The sequence below is a fragment of the Microbacterium meiriae genome, assembly GCF_025143875.1.
GTDB classification, from domain to species: Bacteria; Actinomycetota; Actinomycetes; order Actinomycetales; family Microbacteriaceae; genus Microbacterium; species Microbacterium meiriae.
The window spans coordinates 16,140-33,948 of sequence record NZ_JAMBDU010000010.1 but is presented as its reverse complement, the minus strand read 5'-3'; the positions used below and the strand labels follow the sequence as shown (position 1 = coordinate 33,948).

The 17,809-nt window shown below is 70.7% G+C and carries 15 protein-coding genes; 8 read left to right on the top strand and 7 right to left on the bottom strand.

Features of this window, described 5'->3' with window-relative positions; translation table 11 throughout:
• Nucleotides 1-12 precede the first annotated feature (12 nt).
• The 3 genes from M4D53_RS08075 to M4D53_RS08065 form a co-directional block, all read right to left on the bottom strand.
• On the bottom strand, nt 13-1,539 hold the full coding sequence (locus M4D53_RS08075; protein ID WP_259953331.1) for an MmgE/PrpD family protein: 1,527 nt from the start codon (nt 1,537-1,539) through the stop codon (nt 13-15).
• Nucleotides 1,536-2,201: a GntR family transcriptional regulator gene (locus M4D53_RS08070; protein ID WP_187662496.1), complete on the bottom strand. Its 666-nt coding sequence runs from the start codon at nt 2,199-2,201 to the stop codon at nt 1,536-1,538. The genes M4D53_RS08075 and M4D53_RS08070 overlap by 4 nt, the downstream gene beginning before the upstream one ends.
• A 196-nt stretch (nt 2,202-2,397) precedes the next feature.
• Nucleotides 2,398-3,342 carry an EamA family transporter gene (locus M4D53_RS08065; protein ID WP_259953329.1) on the bottom strand — a complete coding sequence of 315 codons (945 nt, stop codon included), beginning with the start codon at nt 3,340-3,342 and terminating at the stop codon, nt 2,398-2,400.
• A gap of 38 nt (nt 3,343-3,380) precedes the next feature.
• On the opposite strand from M4D53_RS08065, the gene M4D53_RS08060 reads away from it, so the two are divergent.
• The 8 genes from M4D53_RS08060 to M4D53_RS08025 all read left to right on the top strand — a co-directional run bounded on the left by M4D53_RS08060 (nt 3,381) and on the right by M4D53_RS08025 (nt 11,688).
• Nucleotides 3,381-3,917 carry a CGNR zinc finger domain-containing protein gene (locus M4D53_RS08060; RefSeq protein ID WP_210675806.1) on the top strand — a complete coding sequence of 179 codons (537 nt, stop codon included), beginning with the start codon at nt 3,381-3,383 and terminating at the stop codon, nt 3,915-3,917.
• Nucleotides 3,918-4,048: 131 nt separating this feature from the next.
• Nucleotides 4,049-5,317, top strand: coding sequence for an ABC transporter substrate-binding protein (locus M4D53_RS08055; RefSeq protein WP_259953326.1), 1,269 nt, complete (start codon nt 4,049-4,051; stop codon nt 5,315-5,317).
• 96 nt (nt 5,318-5,413) lie between these two features.
• The gene (locus tag M4D53_RS08050) at nt 5,414-6,397 is read left to right on the top strand and encodes a carbohydrate ABC transporter permease (RefSeq protein WP_259953323.1); all 984 of its coding nucleotides are present in this window, start codon (nt 5,414-5,416) and stop codon (nt 6,395-6,397) included.
• On the top strand, nt 6,397-7,251 hold the full coding sequence (locus M4D53_RS08045; protein ID WP_259953321.1) for a carbohydrate ABC transporter permease: 855 nt from the start codon (nt 6,397-6,399) through the stop codon (nt 7,249-7,251). The genes M4D53_RS08050 and M4D53_RS08045 overlap by 1 nt, the downstream gene beginning before the upstream one ends.
• Nucleotides 7,248-9,164, top strand: coding sequence for a DUF8034 domain-containing protein (locus M4D53_RS08040; protein WP_259953318.1), 1,917 nt, complete (start codon nt 7,248-7,250; stop codon nt 9,162-9,164). Before M4D53_RS08045 ends, M4D53_RS08040 begins: the two co-directional genes overlap by 4 nt.
• Nucleotides 9,161-9,943 carry an RraA family protein gene (locus tag M4D53_RS08035; protein ID WP_259953317.1) on the top strand — a complete coding sequence of 261 codons (783 nt, stop codon included), beginning with the start codon at nt 9,161-9,163 and terminating at the stop codon, nt 9,941-9,943. Before M4D53_RS08040 ends, M4D53_RS08035 begins: the two co-directional genes overlap by 4 nt.
• Complete coding sequence (locus M4D53_RS08030) at nt 9,913-10,857, top strand: aldo/keto reductase (protein ID WP_259953316.1); 945 nt, start codon at nt 9,913-9,915, stop codon at nt 10,855-10,857. Before M4D53_RS08035 ends, M4D53_RS08030 begins: the two co-directional genes overlap by 31 nt.
• A gap of 21 nt (nt 10,858-10,878) precedes the next feature.
• On the top strand, nt 10,879-11,688 hold the full coding sequence (locus tag M4D53_RS08025; protein ID WP_259953315.1) for an amidohydrolase family protein: 810 nt from the start codon (nt 10,879-10,881) through the stop codon (nt 11,686-11,688).
• 174 nt (nt 11,689-11,862) lie between these two features.
• On the opposite strand, the gene M4D53_RS08020 is transcribed toward M4D53_RS08025, so the two are convergent.
• The 4 genes from M4D53_RS08020 to M4D53_RS08005 all read right to left on the bottom strand — a co-directional run bounded on the left by M4D53_RS08020 (nt 11,863) and on the right by M4D53_RS08005 (nt 17,806).
• Nucleotides 11,863-12,513, bottom strand: a complete 651-nt coding sequence (locus tag M4D53_RS08020; protein ID WP_136051814.1) for a GntR family transcriptional regulator — start codon at nt 12,511-12,513, stop codon at nt 11,863-11,865.
• Nucleotides 12,514-12,532: 19 nt separating this feature from the next.
• Nucleotides 12,533-13,138 carry an SGNH/GDSL hydrolase family protein gene (locus M4D53_RS08015; protein WP_259953311.1) on the bottom strand — a complete coding sequence of 202 codons (606 nt, stop codon included), beginning with the start codon at nt 13,136-13,138 and terminating at the stop codon, nt 12,533-12,535.
• On the bottom strand, nt 13,129-17,202 hold the full coding sequence (locus M4D53_RS08010; protein WP_259953309.1) for an Ig-like domain-containing protein: 4,074 nt from the start codon (nt 17,200-17,202) through the stop codon (nt 13,129-13,131). Before M4D53_RS08010 ends, M4D53_RS08015 begins: the two co-directional genes overlap by 10 nt.
• A 160-nt stretch (nt 17,203-17,362) precedes the next feature.
• Nucleotides 17,363-17,806, bottom strand: a complete 444-nt coding sequence (locus M4D53_RS08005; RefSeq protein ID WP_187662507.1) for a hypothetical protein — start codon at nt 17,804-17,806, stop codon at nt 17,363-17,365.
• Nucleotides 17,807-17,809 lie beyond the last annotated feature (3 nt).

Below are 17,809 nucleotides of genomic sequence, written 5' to 3'. Positions count from 1 at the left end.
ACGGCGTGGGCATCAGAACAGACCGGCGGGCGCCGCGGCGTCGTCGAGCAGACCCGGCTTCGCGACGATCGAGAGCTCGGCGACCTCGGCGGCCGTGAGCTCGGGCAGGCGCTGCACGAGCTCCAGGAACCGCTCGATCTCAGCGGCCTCGAGCACGGGCTCCGCGAGCAGGCGGAACTTGGCGATGTAGTTCTCCCGTGCGAACGGGCGCGCACCGAGCGGGTGGGCGTCGGCGACGGCGATCTCGTCCACCAGGGTCGAGCCGTCGGTGAGGAGGATCTCGACGCGGCCGCCGAAGGCCTTCTCGTCCGGGTCCTCCGAGTGGTAGCGGCGCGTCCACTCCGCGTCCTCGGCCGTGGTGATCTTGTGCCACAGGGCGACCGTGTCGGCCCGGCCGGCGCGCTCCGGCGTGTAGGAGTCGACGTGGTGCCAGCCGCCGTCCTGCAGCGCCACCGCGAAGATGTACGGGATCGAGTGGTCGAGCGTCTCGCGGGACGCCGTCGGGTCGTACTTCTGCGGGTCGTTCGCACCCGAGCCGATCACGTAGTGCGTGTGGTGGCTGGTGTGCAGCACGATCGAGGCGATGTTCGCGGGGTCACGGAGGGCCGGGTTCGCCGTGCCGAGCTTGCGGGCGAGGTCGATCCACGCCTGCGCCTGGTACTCCGCGGAGTGCTCCTTCGTGTAGGAGTCGAGGATCGCGCGCTTGGGTTCGCCCGCAGCGGGCAGCGGCACCTCGTAGGCGGCGTCCTTGCCGTCGAGCATCCAGGCGATCACGCCGTCCTCGCCTTCGTAGATCGGCGCGGGGCTCGTCTGTCCGCGCATCGCCCGGTCGACCGCCTCGACGGCCATCTTGCCGGCGAAGGCCGGGGCGTGCGCCTTCCACGTGGAGATCTCGCCCTTGCGGCTCTGCCGGGTGGCGGTCGTGGTGTGCAGCGCCTGGCCGACCGCCTGGTAGATCGTCTCGACGTCGAGGCCGAGGAGGGTGCCGATGCCGGCGGCGGCGGACGGGCCGAGGTGCGCGACGTGGTCGATCTTGTGCTTGTGCAGGCAGATCGCGCGCACCAGGTCCATCTGGATCTCGTAGCCGGTGGCGATGCCGCGCACGAGCGCGCGGCCGTCCTTGCCGGTGTGCTGCGCGACCGCGAGGATCGGCGGGATGTTGTCGCCCGGGTGCGAGTACTCGGCGGCGAGGAACGTGTCGTGGTAGTCGAGCTCGCGCACGGCCACGCCGTTCGCCCAGGCCGCCCACTCCGGGCTGGTGCGGCGGTCGAGCGGTGTTCCGAAGAGGTTGGCGCCGGCACCACCGGTGGACACGGGGTGGCTGAACGCCTGCGCGCGGGCTGCGACGATCGGCGCACGGGTGAGGGAGGCCGCGGCGACGGACGCGTTGTCGATGATGCGGTTGATGATCATGTCGACGACGGGCTGCTCGACCTCGACCTGGTCGACCGCGACCTCGGCGATCTTCCAGGCGAGCTGGTCCTCACGGACGAGGTTCTCGGAGCTGGCGTGCACGCGGACGTGGTGGGTGACGGTCATGAGTGTCCTTCGCTGTCGGGGAGGGAGTCGAGGATGCCGGTGAGCGCGTTGTGCAGGTGCACATGCGTGGCATGGGCGGCGAGGTCGCCGTCGCGGGCGGCGAGCGCCTCGGCGATCGTGCGATGCTCGGCCGCGGAGGCGGCGAGCCGCGCGGGCTTGTCACGGGCCATGCGCCGCACGCGCACGAGGTGGGTGCGGACGGTGCGCAGCGCCGCGGCGATGTAGTCGTTGGCGACGGCGTCGTCGAGGGCCGCATCGAACCGCGCGATCAGCGCGTAGTAGGCGTCGCGGCCCTCCGCCCTGGTGAGGTCCACGTGCGCGAACTCCGCGGCGAGCGCGGCGAACCGGTCGGCGTCGCCCCGGACGGCCGCGAGGCGGGCGGAGGTCTCCTCCAGCGCGCGGCGGATCTCGAACAGGGACCGGATGTCGTCGGCATCGAGGTCGGCGACCACGGTGACGCGGGGCGACTGCTGCACGACCAGGCCGTCGGCGGCCAGGCGACGCAGCGCCTCCCGCAGCGGGGTCCGGCTCACGCCGAGGCGCTCGGCCTGCTCCACCTCGCCGAGCACGAAACCGGCCGGCAGCTCCCCGGACTGGATGCCGTCCAGGAGCGCCGCATAGGCGCGATCACCCATGGACGTGCGCTCGACCGGGAGGACCATATCGCCAGTGTATACATAAATGGCCCCCAGTAGGCTACCTGTCTCATTCAGGCGGTGCATTCGTATACATAATCTCCGCCCAGCCGTTCCCCCATCCGGGCACAGCTTCGGAGACCGCCGGGGACACGCCGCACGGCGGGGCCGCGGGGCGGCGTGTCGGCCCTGGAGTCCGAAGTCGTGCCCGCGGAGACGCCGCTCAGGCCGCGGGGCGGGGCTCGCCGAGCTTGACCACGACCACGCCGGCGAGCACGAGCACGCCACCGACGGCCTGCAGCGGGCCGGGGAGCTGGCCGAGCAGAAGCCAGCCGAAGAGGAGGGCGGCCACGACCTCGGCGAGGGCGACGAACGAGGCCAGGCGCGAGCCGAGCATCCGTGTCGAGACGATGCCGAGCACGTACGCGAGGGCCGTCGCGATCACGCCGATCGCGAGCACCGGCACGAACCAGGGCACCGCGCCGAAGCGGTAGTCGACGTCGGCGGTCGTCCACGCGAAGGGCAGCACCCCGACGAGCGCGGCGAGACTCAGGCCGACGGCGCCGAGCAGCAACCCGCTCCCCGCGAGCGCGATCGGCGGGATGCCGGTGTCGGCCCGGGCGGACAGCACGAAGTAGCTCGCGGCCCCCACCATCGCACCGAGCGCCCAGAGCACCCCGGGCACGTTCACCTGCGCACCGGTGACGATGTCGAGCATGAGGACGAGTCCGACGAAGGCGATGCCGGCACCGAGGACGCTGCGCCGCGTGGGACGCTCTCCCCGCCGCAGCCAGAGCCAGACGAGCACCGCGACCGGGGCGGTGTACTCGATGAGCAGAGCGATCCCGACGTCCATCACCGCGACAGCCTGGAAGTAGCAGAGCTGGGTGGCTGCGACGGCGAGCAGGCCATAGGCGGCGACCATCCCCGCGTTCTGCCGGAGCGCACGCCACCGTCCCCGCAGCGCGAGAAGAGTGGGGACGAGCAGCACGAGCGCCGCGACCCACACCCGCACGGTGACGGCGGCACCCGGCGTCCACCCCGCATCGATAAGCCCGCGCGCCCAGGCCCCGGAGGACCCGAACGCGAAAGCGGCGGCGATCGCGAGCGGGAGGCCGAGACGCACACTCGCCCGTGTGCTTATCGTGTCATCAGCCACGGTGCTCATGGGAGATGACGCTACGCCGACGGGAGTAAGCTGTCAACATGGTCTTCACCGATGACACCGAGGACGCACTCCGAGCGGCGGTCTGGCTCGCGAACTCGGCGGAAGAGCCGGACACCCTCGTGGATATCGACGACGAGAAGACCTTCCTCCAGGTGTTCCCGTACACGGGACGGGTCGACAGGGACGCGGTGGAGCTCGACGACCTCCGCGCTCTGCGCCCGCGGCTCCGTGCCATGCTGCTGGCTCCGCGCGACGAGATGGCCGCGCACGTGAACGCCGCTCTCGCGGAGGTGCGTCTGACCCCGCGGCTCGTCCGTCACGACGAGCTGGACTGGCACCTGCACGGCCTCGCCGATGAGCGCCCGCTGGCCGAACGCGTGCTCGTGGAGACGGCGATGGCTCTGATCGACGTCATCCGCACGGACGAAGGCTCTCGCCTCACCGTCTGCGCGGACGAGACCTGCCAGGCGATCGCGCTCGACCTCTCCCGCAACCGCTCCAAACGGTACTGCTCCACGAGCTGCGCCAACCGCAACGCCGTGGCGGCCTATCGCGCCCGGCGCGCCGCCGGCTGACCCCGTCGCCCGCCACGCTCGGAGGCCGCCCTCTCCGAGCGAGATCTGATGCTGCCCGCTCTTCACAAACGATTATCGATTAGTGTAATGTCGCGAGCGGCCCTCCCTCATGCATCAGGAAAGGATCAACGATGATCAAGGCCCGAGTCCTCCCCCTCGCCGGCATCGCGGCGGTATCCGCCCTCGCCATCGCCGGCTGCTCGACCACCGCCGGTGACGACGGCGGCGATGCCGGCGGCGACGTCACCGTCCGCATGCTCGTGAACGTCACCCCGAACCTGACCGAGGAGTTCTGGAACGACCTCGTCGCCCCGTTCGAGGACGCCAACCCGAACATCGACGTCGTCATCCAGAACCCGGGTGCCGAGGGGGTCGAAGCCGCCGTGCCGCGTCTGCTGGCCGCCGGTGACGCTCCCGACGTCGTGCAGTCCATCGCCCCGACGACCAAGCTCGCTCCCGAGCTCGTCGACCTCTCGCAGTACGAATGGGCGTCGTCCGGTCCGCTCGCCGACCAGTACTCGATCGACGGCAAGAACTACATGGCCGGCATCGGCGTGCAGCTGCAGAGCCTCTTCTTCTACAACAAGACCGCCTTCGAGGAGGCCGGGATCACGGAGCTGCCGACGACCGTCGACGAGCTCACGGACGCCCTCGGGAAGCTCAAGGACGCAGGGTGGACCCCCGTCCAGACCGGCGGTGACTGGATGACCAGCCACACGCTGCAGGCGCTCGGACTGCCGACCATCATCGCCGACGACCCGGAGTGGTTCCAGGACATCTCGACGGGCGACGTCACGTTCAGCGAGACCTACGGCGACGCGGTCGAGACCTACGCGGACTGGGTGTCCGAGGGGTACATCCCCGGCGACGCCCTGGGCATCAAGTACCCGGATGCCGAGCAGGCCTTCCTCTCCGGCAAGACCGCGGTGTACTCGATGGGCAGCTGGTTCGCCGGCACCCAGGCGAAGGCGACGGACTCGGCCGACATCGGCGTCTTCCGCGCCCCCGCGATGAGCGCCGACGAGCAGCCCGCTATGGGCGCCAACATCGCCAGTCCCTACTCGATCCTCAAGGCGAGCAAGAACCAGGATGCTGCGGCGAAGCTCATCGAGTTCCTCACCACCGACCAGACCGCCGTGAGCGACCAGCTCGCTGTCGACGGCAACTTCCGCGACGGCTACGAGTACGACATGACGCCGCTCGGCGAGGAGCTGCTGCAGATCGTCGCCGACACCCCCGCCGAGGCCTACACGCCCACCGGCGGTGGCTACGGCGAGCGCACCCTCCCCGACGGTTACGCAGGCGAGATCAACACCCAGACCCAGGCCCTCCTCGGCGGCGCGCCCGCCGACCAGGTGCTGCAGGCCATGGACGACTGGTTCGCCGCGAACGCCGGCTGACCCTCGAGGAGCCGGGGACACATCGTCCCCGGCTCCTCCCCGGCGCTGCTCCAGCGCCCTCCCCGCTTACGCGCCACCGAGAACGAGAGTGCCGCCATGACCCCGCCCACCACGACCGCGCCGCCCCCGGCCGCGGCCACCTCCCCGACAGGACCATCGACGCCGATGAGCTCGACCCCCGCCCCGCGCCGCCGCACCGCGCTGCAGCAGTGGCGGAACCGGATCCCCGGCATCCTCATGGGAGGCCCGGCGGTCGCCGTGTTCCTGGCGATGTTCGTCATACCGATGATCCTCGCGGCGGTGCTCAGCTTCACCGACTGGAACGGGTACAGCCTCAATTTCACCTTCGTCGGCTGGGACAACTACATCAAGGCGTTCCGCAGCCCGCGCTCGATACAGGCCGCGATCTTCACGGGCATCATCGCCGTGGTCGGCACGATCCTCTGCAACGCCATCGGCCTCGCGATCGCCGCCCTCATCTCCGGGCCCGGCCGCTCGAACACGATCCTGCGGACGGTCTTCTTCTACCCGTACGTGATCAGCGCCCTCATCATCGGCTTCCTGTGGTCGGCGATGCTCTCCCCCACCGGCGCCGTCAACGGTCTGCTCAGCACGCTCGGCCTCCCGGCGATGCCGTTCCTCACCGACCCGACCTTCGCCAAGGCGAGCGTGATCTTCACGATCGTGTGGTCGCACTTCGGCTTCAACATGATCCTGTTCCTCGCCGGCATCAAGTCGGTCCCGGCGGAGTACTACGAGGCGGCGACGGTGGACGGCGCCACGCGGTGGCAGCAGTTCCGCTCCATCACGCTGCCGCTCATCGCCCCCGTCTTCACCGTGAACCTCGTGCTCACGCTCGTCGGGCTCCTCAAGGCGTATGACGTGGTGCTGTCGCTCACCGACGGCGGGCCTGCCGGCTCGACGCAGACCATCGTCTACCAGATCCTCAAGGACTCCTTCGCGAACTCGGCCCTCGGCTTCGGCGCCGCGCAGTCCATGATCCTCCTCATCGTCACCGCGGTCGTCGGCCTCGCCGTCACCCTGGTGCGACGCCGCGCCGAGCAGAAGGCGACCGACTGATGAAGCAGACCCGCAACTGCCCGGCCCTCGCCGTCAGCGCGATCCGGTGGATCGTCCTCGGCGTCGTCGCGATCACGATGCTGATCCCGATGTACACGATGCTGATCAACGCCTTCAAACCGCAGGCCGACATCATCGAGAACCCCCTGCTGATCACTCCGCAGATGTTCACGTTCGACTACCTGTGGGCCGCGATCACGAGCAGCAAGTTCAACGTGATCGCCGCGTACGGCATCACGCTGCTGTTCGTCGTGCTGGTGAACCTGTGCTGCATCGCCCTCGCCGCGCCCGTCGCCTACGTGATCGCGCGCGGACGGTCGAAGTGGCACCTGGGACTCCTGCTGCTCTTCGTCTCCGGGCTCTTCATCCCGGGCCAGGTGACGCTGATCCCTGTGGTCTTCGTGCTGCGGGTGCTCGGGCTCATCAACACGATCCCCGGGTTCATCCTCTTCGAGACCGCGGCGACCCTGCCGGTGACGATCTTCCTGTTCACCGCCTACCTCCGTAGCGTGCCCCGCGACATCGACGAGGCGGCGTCCCTGGACGGCGCCGGTCCCATCCGCGCATTCTGGGCGTGCATCTTCCCGATCATGAAGCCCGTGGTCGCGACGGTCGTGGTGCTCAACTCGATCGGGGTGTGGAACGACTTCGTGAGTCCGCAGATCATCCTCGGGCCGAGCTCCGGGATCTACACGGTGACCACCGGGGTGTATGCGGCGGTCGGACAGTTCTCCACCGACTACACGCAGGTGTTCCCGACCCTCCTGCTGGCCGTGCTGCCCGCGATGGTGTTCTTCATCGTGATGCAGCGCCACATCATCGGCGGCCTGGTCGCCGGAGCGACGAAGGGATGACCGTGCCGGAGACCCCGCTCACCCGTCCGCTGCGCACGATCCCGGCATGGGCCGTGCTGCAGCGCCGGCTCTTCGCCGAGGTCGAGGAGGCCCGCCGCCTCTTCCGCGACCGCTACACGCTGCCGGACGGCCGCCTCCGCGGCGTCGCCGAGTTCATCGACCGCGACGGCGTGGACGACCTGTACGAGCCGTTCTTCAACTGGCCCGCGTTCTACCTGCTCGGCGGCCCCGACGAGGTCCTCGCCGACGCCAAGCGGCACTGGGAGGGCGTGACCGTGCAGCTGGCCGAGGCGGGCATGCTCGCCGAGGAGTACGACAACGGCTACGACTGGTTCCACCAGGGCGAGTCGCTGCTCTTCCTCGCCGGCATCTGCGCCGCCGACCCGGCCGACACCGCGTTCGCCGCGCGCGCCGCCCGGTTCGCGGCCCTCTTCACCGACCCCGCGAAGGGCAACTACGACGCCGAGCGCAACATGATCCGCTCACCGCACAATGGTGCCCTCGGGGCCCGCGAGGGGCTCGACGAGAAGATCGTGCCGTACACGGCCGACCGGGACGAGATGCGCCCCTACGGCCTGCCGCTGCACGGTGTGGACGGGATCGCCTCGTGGGAAGACCTCGCCGATCCCGCGCACGCCCAGCGCATGGCGGAGGAGATGCAGCGCCGCGCGGCCGGTGACATCGCCGTGAACCTCGCCGCGACCTCCCTCGCCGCGAACCGCTGGCTCTACGACGGCCACGAGGAGGCGGCCGCGTGGATCCGCCGGTACGTCGACGGCTGGCGCGCGCGGGCGGACGGCGGGCTGCTCCCCGACAACGTCGGCCCGGACGGCACCGTCGGCTCCCTCCACGACGGCCGCTGGTGGGGCGGGCACTACGGCTGGGCCTGGCCGCACGGGCTGCACTCGGTCGGCATGAGCGCCCTGATCGGTGCCCTCAACCACGCGCTCGTCACAGGCGACGACGCCGCCCTCGACCTCGTGCGCACCATGCTCGACACGGTGCTCGCCGAGGCGCGCAGCGGCAGCGTCGCGGAGTCCACCTACAGCCTGCGCGGCGGGTGGATGGCCCGGCTCGGCGCCGCCGCCACCGAGCCGGCTCTGCTCGTCCCCTACCGCCACGGCGCGGACGGCTGGTTCGACTACGGGCCCCTGCAACTCGACCTCCCGCTGTGGCTCTGGTGGTGGTCGCGACGGGCGTCTGACCGGGAGCGGCTGGAGACGGCGATCGCCGGTCTCCCCGACTCCACCGACCTCGTCGCGCCGTTCCGCGACAAGGAGGAGGCGGGCCACGAGGCCGGCTGGTTCGCGTATCTCTCCGGCGACCTCCCGGAGTACCCGGTGCGGGCATTGGAGATGGCGCTCGGCCAGGTGGCGCGCCGTGCCGCGATGATGCTCGCCGACGACCGCGACCCCGACGCCGCGCACCTGCACTTCTGGCAGCGCGTGAACCCCGTCGTGACCGAGGTGCTGACCCAGCTCGTCGGCGGAGCGCCGCAGGTGCTCTACAACGGCGGACTCGGTTTCACGGCTCTGCGCTACGAGGATGTGGACCGCGCGCGACCCGGGCTCCCGGAGGACGTCGCCGCGCTCGTGCACCGCCTCGACGACCACGGCATCGGCGTGCAGCTCGTGAACACCTCCGCCGTGCACACCCGCACCGTGCGGCTGCGCGGCGGGCGCTTCGGGCTCGACCGGATCGTCCAGGTGACCGCCACCGGGGAGGAGCCCGGCTTCTGGCCCGGAGCGTCGGGCACCTACACGGCCCCGGACGCCCCGCTCGTCACGACGACCCTCGATGTCGACGACGACCTCGTGGTGACCCTGCCCCCGGCGCACACCGCCGACCTCGACCTCACCATCGCGCGTGCGACCGGCTCGCCGCGCCACCTGTTCCCTGAAGGAGACGCATGAGCGCCGATCTGATCCGACCCGACTTCGCCCTGCCCGTCCGGGGTGGGGCCTACGAGCGGCCCTCGCGCGAGGTGGTCGACTCCTTCGACGCGATCTCCTCCGCCACCGCGTGCGCCAAGCTGCACGGGCTCGGGATCCGCCGCAGCTACATCGACGGGCCGGAGCCGCTGAGCCTCGGTCAGCGCGTGGTCGGCTCGGCGCTGACGCTGCAGTTCATGCCGCAGCGCGAGGACATGGCCTCCGGCGACGGTCAGGAGTACGCCGAGCGGCACACCGCCCTGTGGCACGTGCTCGAGGCCGTGCAGCCCGGCGACGTGCTGGTGATCCAGGCCTACGGCAGCCGCTTCTCCGGGTGCATCGGCGACATCCTGGCGCGTTACTTCGCACGCAAGGGCGGGGCGGGGATCGTCGTGGACGGCCGCATCCGCGACGCCGGCCGCATCCGCGAGCTCGGCATCCCGGTGTGGTCGACGGGCACGACCCCGCACTACGCCTCGCAGTCGGAGCTCGTGCCGTGGGCGTACGACGTGCCGGTCGCGGTGGGCGGTGCGCTGTGCATGCCGGGCGACCTCGTGGTCGCCGACGACGACGGCCCCGTCGTGGTGCCGCAGGCGATGGCGCCGCAGGTCGTGGACGACGCGCGCGATCATGAGGAGTGGGAGGTGTTCAGCCGCCGCCGCCTCGACGAGGGCGCGCGCCTGAGCGACTACTACCCGCTGACCCCCGACAGCCGCGAGGAGTACGAGGCATGGCGTTCCGTCCAGAGCTCCGTCCGCTGAACCCCGCCGTCGCCGCGCGCGACGACGTCGGACTCGGTTGCGCGCCGATCGGCAACCTCTTCGCCCCCGTGGCGGACGCCGACGCGGTGGCCACCGTGCATGCGGCGCTCGCCCGGGACGTGCGGTTCTTCGACACCGCGCCCCTGTACGGGTCGGGTGAGAGCGAACGGAAGCTCGGCCTCGCCCTCCGCGACGTCCCGCGCGACGACTACGTGATCGCGACGAAGGTCGGCCGGGTGCTCGTCGATGCGGACGGCCGGCCGGTCTCGGGAGCCGCGAGCGGGCACGACTCGGTCGTCGATCTCAGCAGGGACGGCGTGCGGAGGAGCCTCGACGGCAGCCTCGCCCGGCTGGGCGTCGATCGCGTGGACGTGCTCCATCTGCACGACCCCCTGGACGTGGAGGCGGCGTTCGCGACAGCACTCCCGGCGCTCGTCGAGTTGCGCGACGAAGGAGTGGTGCGCGCGATCAGTGTGGGCCTCGGGCGACTCGACCCCCTGGAGCGCTACGTCGCCGAGGCGCCGCTCGACGTGGTGATGGAGGCCGGACGACTCACTCTGCTCGACCGCACCGCCCTGGACCGGCTGCTGCCGACCGCGGCGGCCCGCGGCATCGGGGTGCTCGCGGCCGCCGTGTTCAACTCCGGCATCCTCGTCGACCCGGTCGGCTCCCCGTTCTTCGAGTACAAGCCCGCACCACCGGAGCTCCGGGAGCGGGCGCTGCGGTTGCAGGCCGTGTGCGCCTCGTACGACGTGCGCCTCGCGGATGCCGCGGTGCAGTTCCCGCTGCGGCACGGCGCGGACGCCGTGGTCGTCGGGGCACGGACGCCCGCGGAGGTGGACGCGTTCGTGGACGGCCTCGACGCCGAGCTGCCCGCCGCGCTGTGGGACACCCTCGACGCGGAGGCCGCGTGATCGCGCGGCGCAGGAGCTGACGTGCGGATCGTCGACACCCACGTGCACGTCTGGGACGCGGATGCCGTGCCGATCCCGTGGTTCCGCGACGATCTCGGCCTTCCCCGCCACGCCGCGGCCACAGACCTCGGGCGGGAGCTGACGGACGCCGGCGTCTCCTCCGCCATCGCCGTGCAAGCAGCGGACTCGGTGGCCGAGGCGGAATGGCTGACGGCGACGGCCGCCCGGGACCCGTACCTGCGGCGCGTGGTGCTGCAGTACACCCCCGCGCCGGGACGGGCCGCCGGCGCCACCGCAGTCGCGTTCTCCCCCGCCGTGGTCGGCGTGCGCGCCGCGGTGCCGCAGTACGCCGCTGACCTGTCCGATGTGGACGGCCTCGACGCCCTCGCGGAGCACCTGGGCGCGACCGCCCGCACCCTCGAACTGCTCATCCGCCCGGAGCAGCTTCCCGCCGTGGCCGCCCTCTCCCGACGGCACCCCGGCACCGCGGTCGTCCTCTGCCACCTCGGCCTCGGCGCCCGGACGGCCGATGCCGCGTGGCTCTCCGCCCTCGCCGAGGCCGCGTCGGCTCCGGGCGTGTCGGCGAAGGTGTCCGGGCTCGACCTCGCGGCGCGCGGGGCGGAGGAGTCGCGGGAACTGCTGCGCTCCGCATTCACCCTCTTCGGCCCGGACCGGCTGATGTTCGGCAGCGACTGGCCGATGTCCACGCGGACCACGACCTACGCAGAGGTGCTCGCCGCGACCCGGCGGGCCCTTCCTCCCCTGTCCCCTTCCGAGGCCCGAGCGTTCTGGTCCGGCACTGCCGACCGCCTCTCCCCCTTCACGGCCTAGCCCCCCGTCGCAGATCCTCACCGCGTCGCAGGGACTCCGGTCACCCGTGCGGCCTCGGTGCGAAACTGCGACCCCGCGCAGGGACTCCGCAGCCCCGTCGCGGATCCTCACCGTGTCGCAGGGGCTCCGGCCAGCCGTGCGACCCCGGTGCGAAACTGCGAACTCGCGCGGGGGTCAGTCGAGGAGGGTGCCGGCGGCGTGGGCGCGGAACAGGGAGGACGCGGCCTCTTCGTCACCGGCGTCCAGCGTGTCGAGCAGGCCCTTGTGCCAGTCCGCGACCTCGTGCCAGTCCCCCGTGAAGGTGGGGTCGCCGAGCACGTGCATGACGCGCAGGCTCGGCTCCAGGAGGTCCCACATGCGGGGGAGGTACACGTTGCCGCTGGCCTCGATCACCGCACGGTGGAAGGTGAAGTCGAGCTCGCGGAACCGGGCGAGGTCCTCCGCCTCGGCCGCCTCGTGCATCTGTGCGATGAGGCCGACGAGCTCGGCCCGGCGAGCCGGGTCGAGCGCTCCGCAGGCCAGCCGTCCGGCCAGCCCCTCCAGCTCGACGCGCGCGACCTTGGCCTGCGCCGCCTCCTCCGCGGAGTAGCTCGCGACGAAGTTGCCCTGATGGCGCACGTGCGACACGAGACCCTCGTGGGCGAGCCGCTTGAGGGCGTCGCGCACGGGCGCCTGGCTCACCTGCATCTGCCGGGCGAGCTGCGACTCCACGAGCTGCTCTCCGGGAGCCAGCGTGGAGTCCTTGATCATCGCCTTGATGAGCGCGTAGATCTGATCAGACAGCAGTCCGCGCTGCAGTCCGGCCGTGCCGAGAGCATCCGTCATGACCATCAGTCTACGTCCATTATCGACTATCGCTAATGGACGCGGCCGTGCGCCAGGCATCCGCGATGAGGGCGGATCCGCGGGGCGTCGGGTGCACCCCGTCCGGCGCGAGCTCGACGACCGGATGCTCCTCCGCGGCCGCCGTGAAGACATCGTGAAGGGGCACGAACGCCGCCCCGTGTTCCGCGGCGAGAGCCCGCACGGCCGCCCGTTTCCCGTCGAGGTCGTCGAGCCACGCGCGCTGTTCCTCCGTCACCGGGAGGAAGTACGGCTCCATGAGGATCAGTCGCGGGGCGTGCGTCGCCACCGCTCGGGCGAGGAGGTCGCCGAGCGTCGCTTCGAAGTCCTCGGCTGGGGTCGGGTCGTCGCTGTCGAAGCGTCGCCACATGTCGTTCACGCCGACGTACACGGTCAGCAGCTCCGGCGCCGTCGGCAGCAGCTCCGCGTCCCACCGGGCGGCGATGTCGCGGGCGCGGTCCCCGGCGATCCCGAGGTTGCGGACCGTGGCTCCCGCCGCCTGCAGCTCGGGCGCGAGGAGCGACACGTAGCCATCGCCGAAGGACCCGGGGTCGGAGCGATCGCGCCCCGCGTCGGTGATCGAGTCTCCGATGAAGGTCACCCGCATCGTGGCACGTCCTGTTCGTCGTTCTTGAGCTTGGGTCGCACCGAGATCGGGAGCTCGACGCTCGCGCCAGCGTACGTCACGGTGAGCGTGTGGTGCGGGCGCACCTTGCTGCTGTCGAAGCCGCTGACCATGTCCGCCGTCACCTGCTGCGTGGTGCGGGAGCCGTCGCTCCAGTCCACCCCCAGCAGCATTCCGGTCACGTCGAGCTCCTCGCCGCGCACGTAGCGGGTCTTCGGGTCTGCCTCGGGGGCCCAGCAGATGCCGGTCACCGTCGCGGGCGGCGGCGTCGGCCGCACGGCCAGGGTGTTCGTCTTGCCGTAGTGGTAGACGTTGAAGAAGCCGTCGGCACCGATGCGGAGGTTCTCCCTGGCGTCGACCATGTTCCACACGGTCACGTCGTCCACCCGGAGCACGATGCGGGTGCCACCGTCCTCGGCGACGGTCCCGAACTCGATGCGGTGCGTGGATCCCGGCTCGATGACCGTGTTGGGGATGCTGTCGAGCATGGTCTGGCCCGGGGTCCAGCTCTGGAACTCGATCACGTCCTCCTTGATCACCGCGAGGTAGCCGGTGTTGGAGTTCTGCCAGGCGGGGAGCCCGGTCTGATCGGAGCGCGCCTGGAAGCCGTACCAGCCGCCGTCGAAGGCACCGAACTCCGCCTCGAACTGCAGCAGGGTGTCGCCGAAGCGCTCGGCCTCGTAGCCGTGCACGCCCTGGCCGCTGATCACGACGCCGGTGTCGTCCACGGCGATGTGGTCGGACTGACTCCAGTTCGCCCCGTCCTTCAGCTGGCCGTCGAGGCGGGTGGTCGGGTACTCGGCATCGTCCACCGTGATGGTGACCGTGTCGCTGAGGCTCGGGTCGGCGACCGAGGTCGCGGTGATCGTCGCGGTTCCGGCCGTGACCCCCGCGATCCGGCCGCCGGAGACCGTGGCGACCTCCGGCGCATCGGTCGTCCAGGTGACCCGGGCGTCGCTGGCGTCCTCCGGGGCGACCGTGGCCGCGACGGACCGCCGCTCCCCCACGGTCAGTCCCACGGCGTCGGCATCCAGGCTCACGCCCGTGACCGGAACACCGGAGAGCGAGAACCCGATGTCGTCGAAGTCGAGCGAGGCGTAGTTCTCCACGTAGAACCCGACCCGACCGGCCTTGCCGGGCCCGGGGTCGGCGCCTTCCAGCGCGATCGCCCCGTTCACGGAGATCCGGATCTGCCCGTCCTGCACCGCGATGCGGACGTGCGACGTCTCCCCGGGGGTCAGGCCCTGCGCCGCCGGCACGACCTTCTCGGCGACGACCTTCCAGGCGTCGTCGAAGATCGTCCAGGTCGGACCGGCCGCGGCCTGACGGAAGCGGATGTAGCCGCCGCCCTTGCCGTTGCGGTCGTAGACGATCAGTCCCGCGTTGGCGGGGGTCGTCGCCGGGGCCGTGACGTCGAAGTCGAGCACGAACTCCGTGAAGTCCCGCGGCAGGATGCTGTTGGCGCCCTTGAGGATGCGGTACACCTTGTCGCCCGATGCATCCACCTGAATGGAGCGGTTCGGGTCGGTCGGCCAGCCGTTCGCCCCCGACTCGAAGTCGGTGAAGTGCAGCACGCCGTCGCCCTCCTCGACGATCACCTCGATGGTCGCGGTCTTGGTGGCATCGGCCTTCGCCGTCGCCGTGACCGTGGTCGTGCCGGGGCCCATGCCGAGCACCACGCCCTTGTCGTTCACGGTGGCGACGGCGGCATCGGCCGAGGCGTAGGTCACCGCGGCGTCGTCGGCGTTCCACGGCAGCGGCACGGCGCGCACGCGCACCTCGTCGCCCGCGTCGATCGTGAGCGTGTCGCTGTCGAACGCGATGCCCTCGAGCGGGATGGTCTGCGGCTGCTGCGTCTGCCCGATCGCGCCGTCGACCCCGATCTCGCCGAAGGCGATGGCCTCGAAGCCGGGGATCTGGTCGAACACGGCCGCATCGGCCTTCAGCGTGTAGTCGCCGTTCGCGGCGTCCACGAAGCCGGGGTCGGCGTCGGCCACCCAGTTGTCCTCGTAGTTCAGGAGGTTCTTCCCGTCCTTCGCGCCGTGTTCGTTGACGCCGGCCATCCGGGCCCGGTTCGGGTTCCACACGACGTTCTCGGCGAAGGTGCTGTGGTTCGGGAAGTGGTGGTCGTCCTCGAAGAAGTGCGCGAGCTCGGGATACTTGGTCAGGTACGGCGTGCCCACGAAGTCGTTGTTGTCGGCGAACACCTTCTCCCAGGCCGGCATGTAGTCGCGGTCGACGACGTTGCCCTCCTGGTCGCCCATCCACTGCTCGTAGTTGTCGTACGGGGCGTACGCGTCGACGAAGACGTTGTTGCGCGCCTCGATGTAGTCGGCCGAGCCGCTCTTGATCGCGCCGTTGCCCATGTTCACGAACACGTTCTTCTCGATCGTGAGGTCCCACGTGAAGTTGTCGGCGTAGATGCCCTCGACGCCCGCCATGCCGACGCCGATGTCGTGGAAGTAGTTCTCACGGAACACGTGGCCGCGCTGCTGCGGGGTCTTACCGGAGTTCATGTAGATCGCACCGAGGTCGTGGAACTGCTTGCAGACGTCGTACACCTCGTTGCGCTCGAACAGGTGGTCGTTGCCGTGCACGATGATCCCGGGGTGGGGAGCGTCGTGGATCTCGTTGTCCCTGGCGATGTTGCCGACGCCGTCGAACATCACACCGGGGTTGTAGGCCTTGTGGTAGTAGGCGAAGTCGGCGATCTCGGAATTCTCGACCCGGTTGCGGCCGGGTTCGAGCGTCGTCTTGTCGCCGCCCTGGAGCACCACGCCGACGCCGCCGACGTGCGTGAGCCGGCTGTCGGTGACGGCGTGGTCGCGGCCGCCGCGGTTCACCGGGATGCCGTCGTAGGTGTAGCGCCCCGGCGAGTTGATGAGCACGCCGCCGTCGGTGAAGTTGCGGATGTCGCTGTGCGAGATCGTCACGTGCGAGCCGCCGAGGATCACGGCGGCCGTCGCGCGTCCGTACTCCATCACGAGGTCGTCGAAGTTCACATATGAGGCGCCGTCGGCGCGCAGCATCGGCTCGTCGAGGGTCGTCACCGTCACGGCGCCGCGACCCGACGTGAACGCGGCGTTGGGGATGAGGTACAGCTTCCCGGCGTCGCGGTCGATGTAGTACTCGCCGGGGGCGTCGAGCTCCTCCAGCAGGTTCTGCGCGAAGTGGAAGTCGGGGAACCAGCTCTTCATGATCCCGGACATCTCGCCGTAGCGGAGGGTGATGGTCTTCGCGTCGGTGTCGATGCTCTCGATCTTGTTGTACGACCACTCCCAGCTGTAGCCGAAGATGCCGTCCAGCCACACGTCCTCGGCCTGGGTCCAGTACTTCGGGCGGTCGTAGCCGTAGCTGAACGTGCCGCCGCGCTCCTGCAGGTCGGCGTCGTTGCGGTCGGGCCCGGCGTCGACGATGTCGCCCATCTGCACGGTCGGGGTGGCCGCGTCGGCGTTGGGCCACCGCGCGAGCGTCATGCCCTGGCCGTCGATGAACAGCTCCATGGGCGGCGTGGTGCTGACGTCGTTGGCCTTCCAGTAGCCGTGGCGGCTGAGCTGGCCGTAGTCGGTGATGCCGAGGTCGGCGAGGTCGATCCCGACCACGCGATCGCGGGCAGCCGGGTCGATGATGCGGTCGGTCACCGCCGCGTCGTCGACCGCGGCGAACTGGTCGCGCGGCAGCTCGCGACCGCCGGTGAGGGTGGCAGTCTCCCCCGGGTACGAGCGGTAGGTGATGGGGGCGTCGGCAGTGCCCGAGTCCTGCGCGCCGATCTCGAACGACGCCGAGCGGGGGTACGTGCCCTCCCGGAGGTACACCGTGAGGCCGTCGTTCGGGAGCGCGGAATCCGCCTTCAGCGCGCGGATCCGGTCGCGGGCGCCTTCCAGCGTCGCGAGGGGGTCGTCGATCGTGCCGGAGGCCGCGTCGTCACCTCCCGGCGCGAGGTAGAGGGCGTCATCGTCCGCGGCCGCAGCCGCCGACGGGATCGCCGCGCCGAGGGCGGATCCGAACACCGCCGCCAGGGTCAGGCTTGCCAGTACACGCTTCATCGCGTCTCCGAACTGTCGCTTCCCGCACGGCCGATGCGCGCGGCGCCGCGGGAGCGGCTGCTCCGACCGTAGCCAATCGATAATCGACTAGCAAGGATCGATACTGATCGTTTCGGATCGGCGATGTGTCAGAACGCCCGCCCCACACTGAGCAGTACGCCTAGTGATCCCGAGCCGCGAGGAGGGAGGTCGGGATGTGCCCGACCGCGAGGACGACCGCGGCCAGCGCGATCCACGGGTTCTGCAGCCAAGCCGCTGTGCCGAGGAAGGCGGCCACCGGCGCGAGGGCCATCGGGACCGGGATGCCGAGGACGGTGTCGAACAGCGCCGACGCGGGCCGGCCGCGACGCAGGTAGCGGATCCAGAGGGCCCCGTACGCGAGCACCGCCAGCGCCACCGGCACCGCCCACCCCCACGCGATTGCGCCGGTCGCCGTGATCGCCGGGACCGTCATGCAGAGCGCCTGCCCTGCCCTCTCGAACACGAGGAGCACACGGGGCACCGCCGGGCTTTCGAGCTTCGGCCTCGGCGGGAAGGGGATCAGCAGCAGGTTCGGCAGGAAGATCGCGAGACTCACCGCCAGGCCGAGCAGTGAGAACCCCATGTC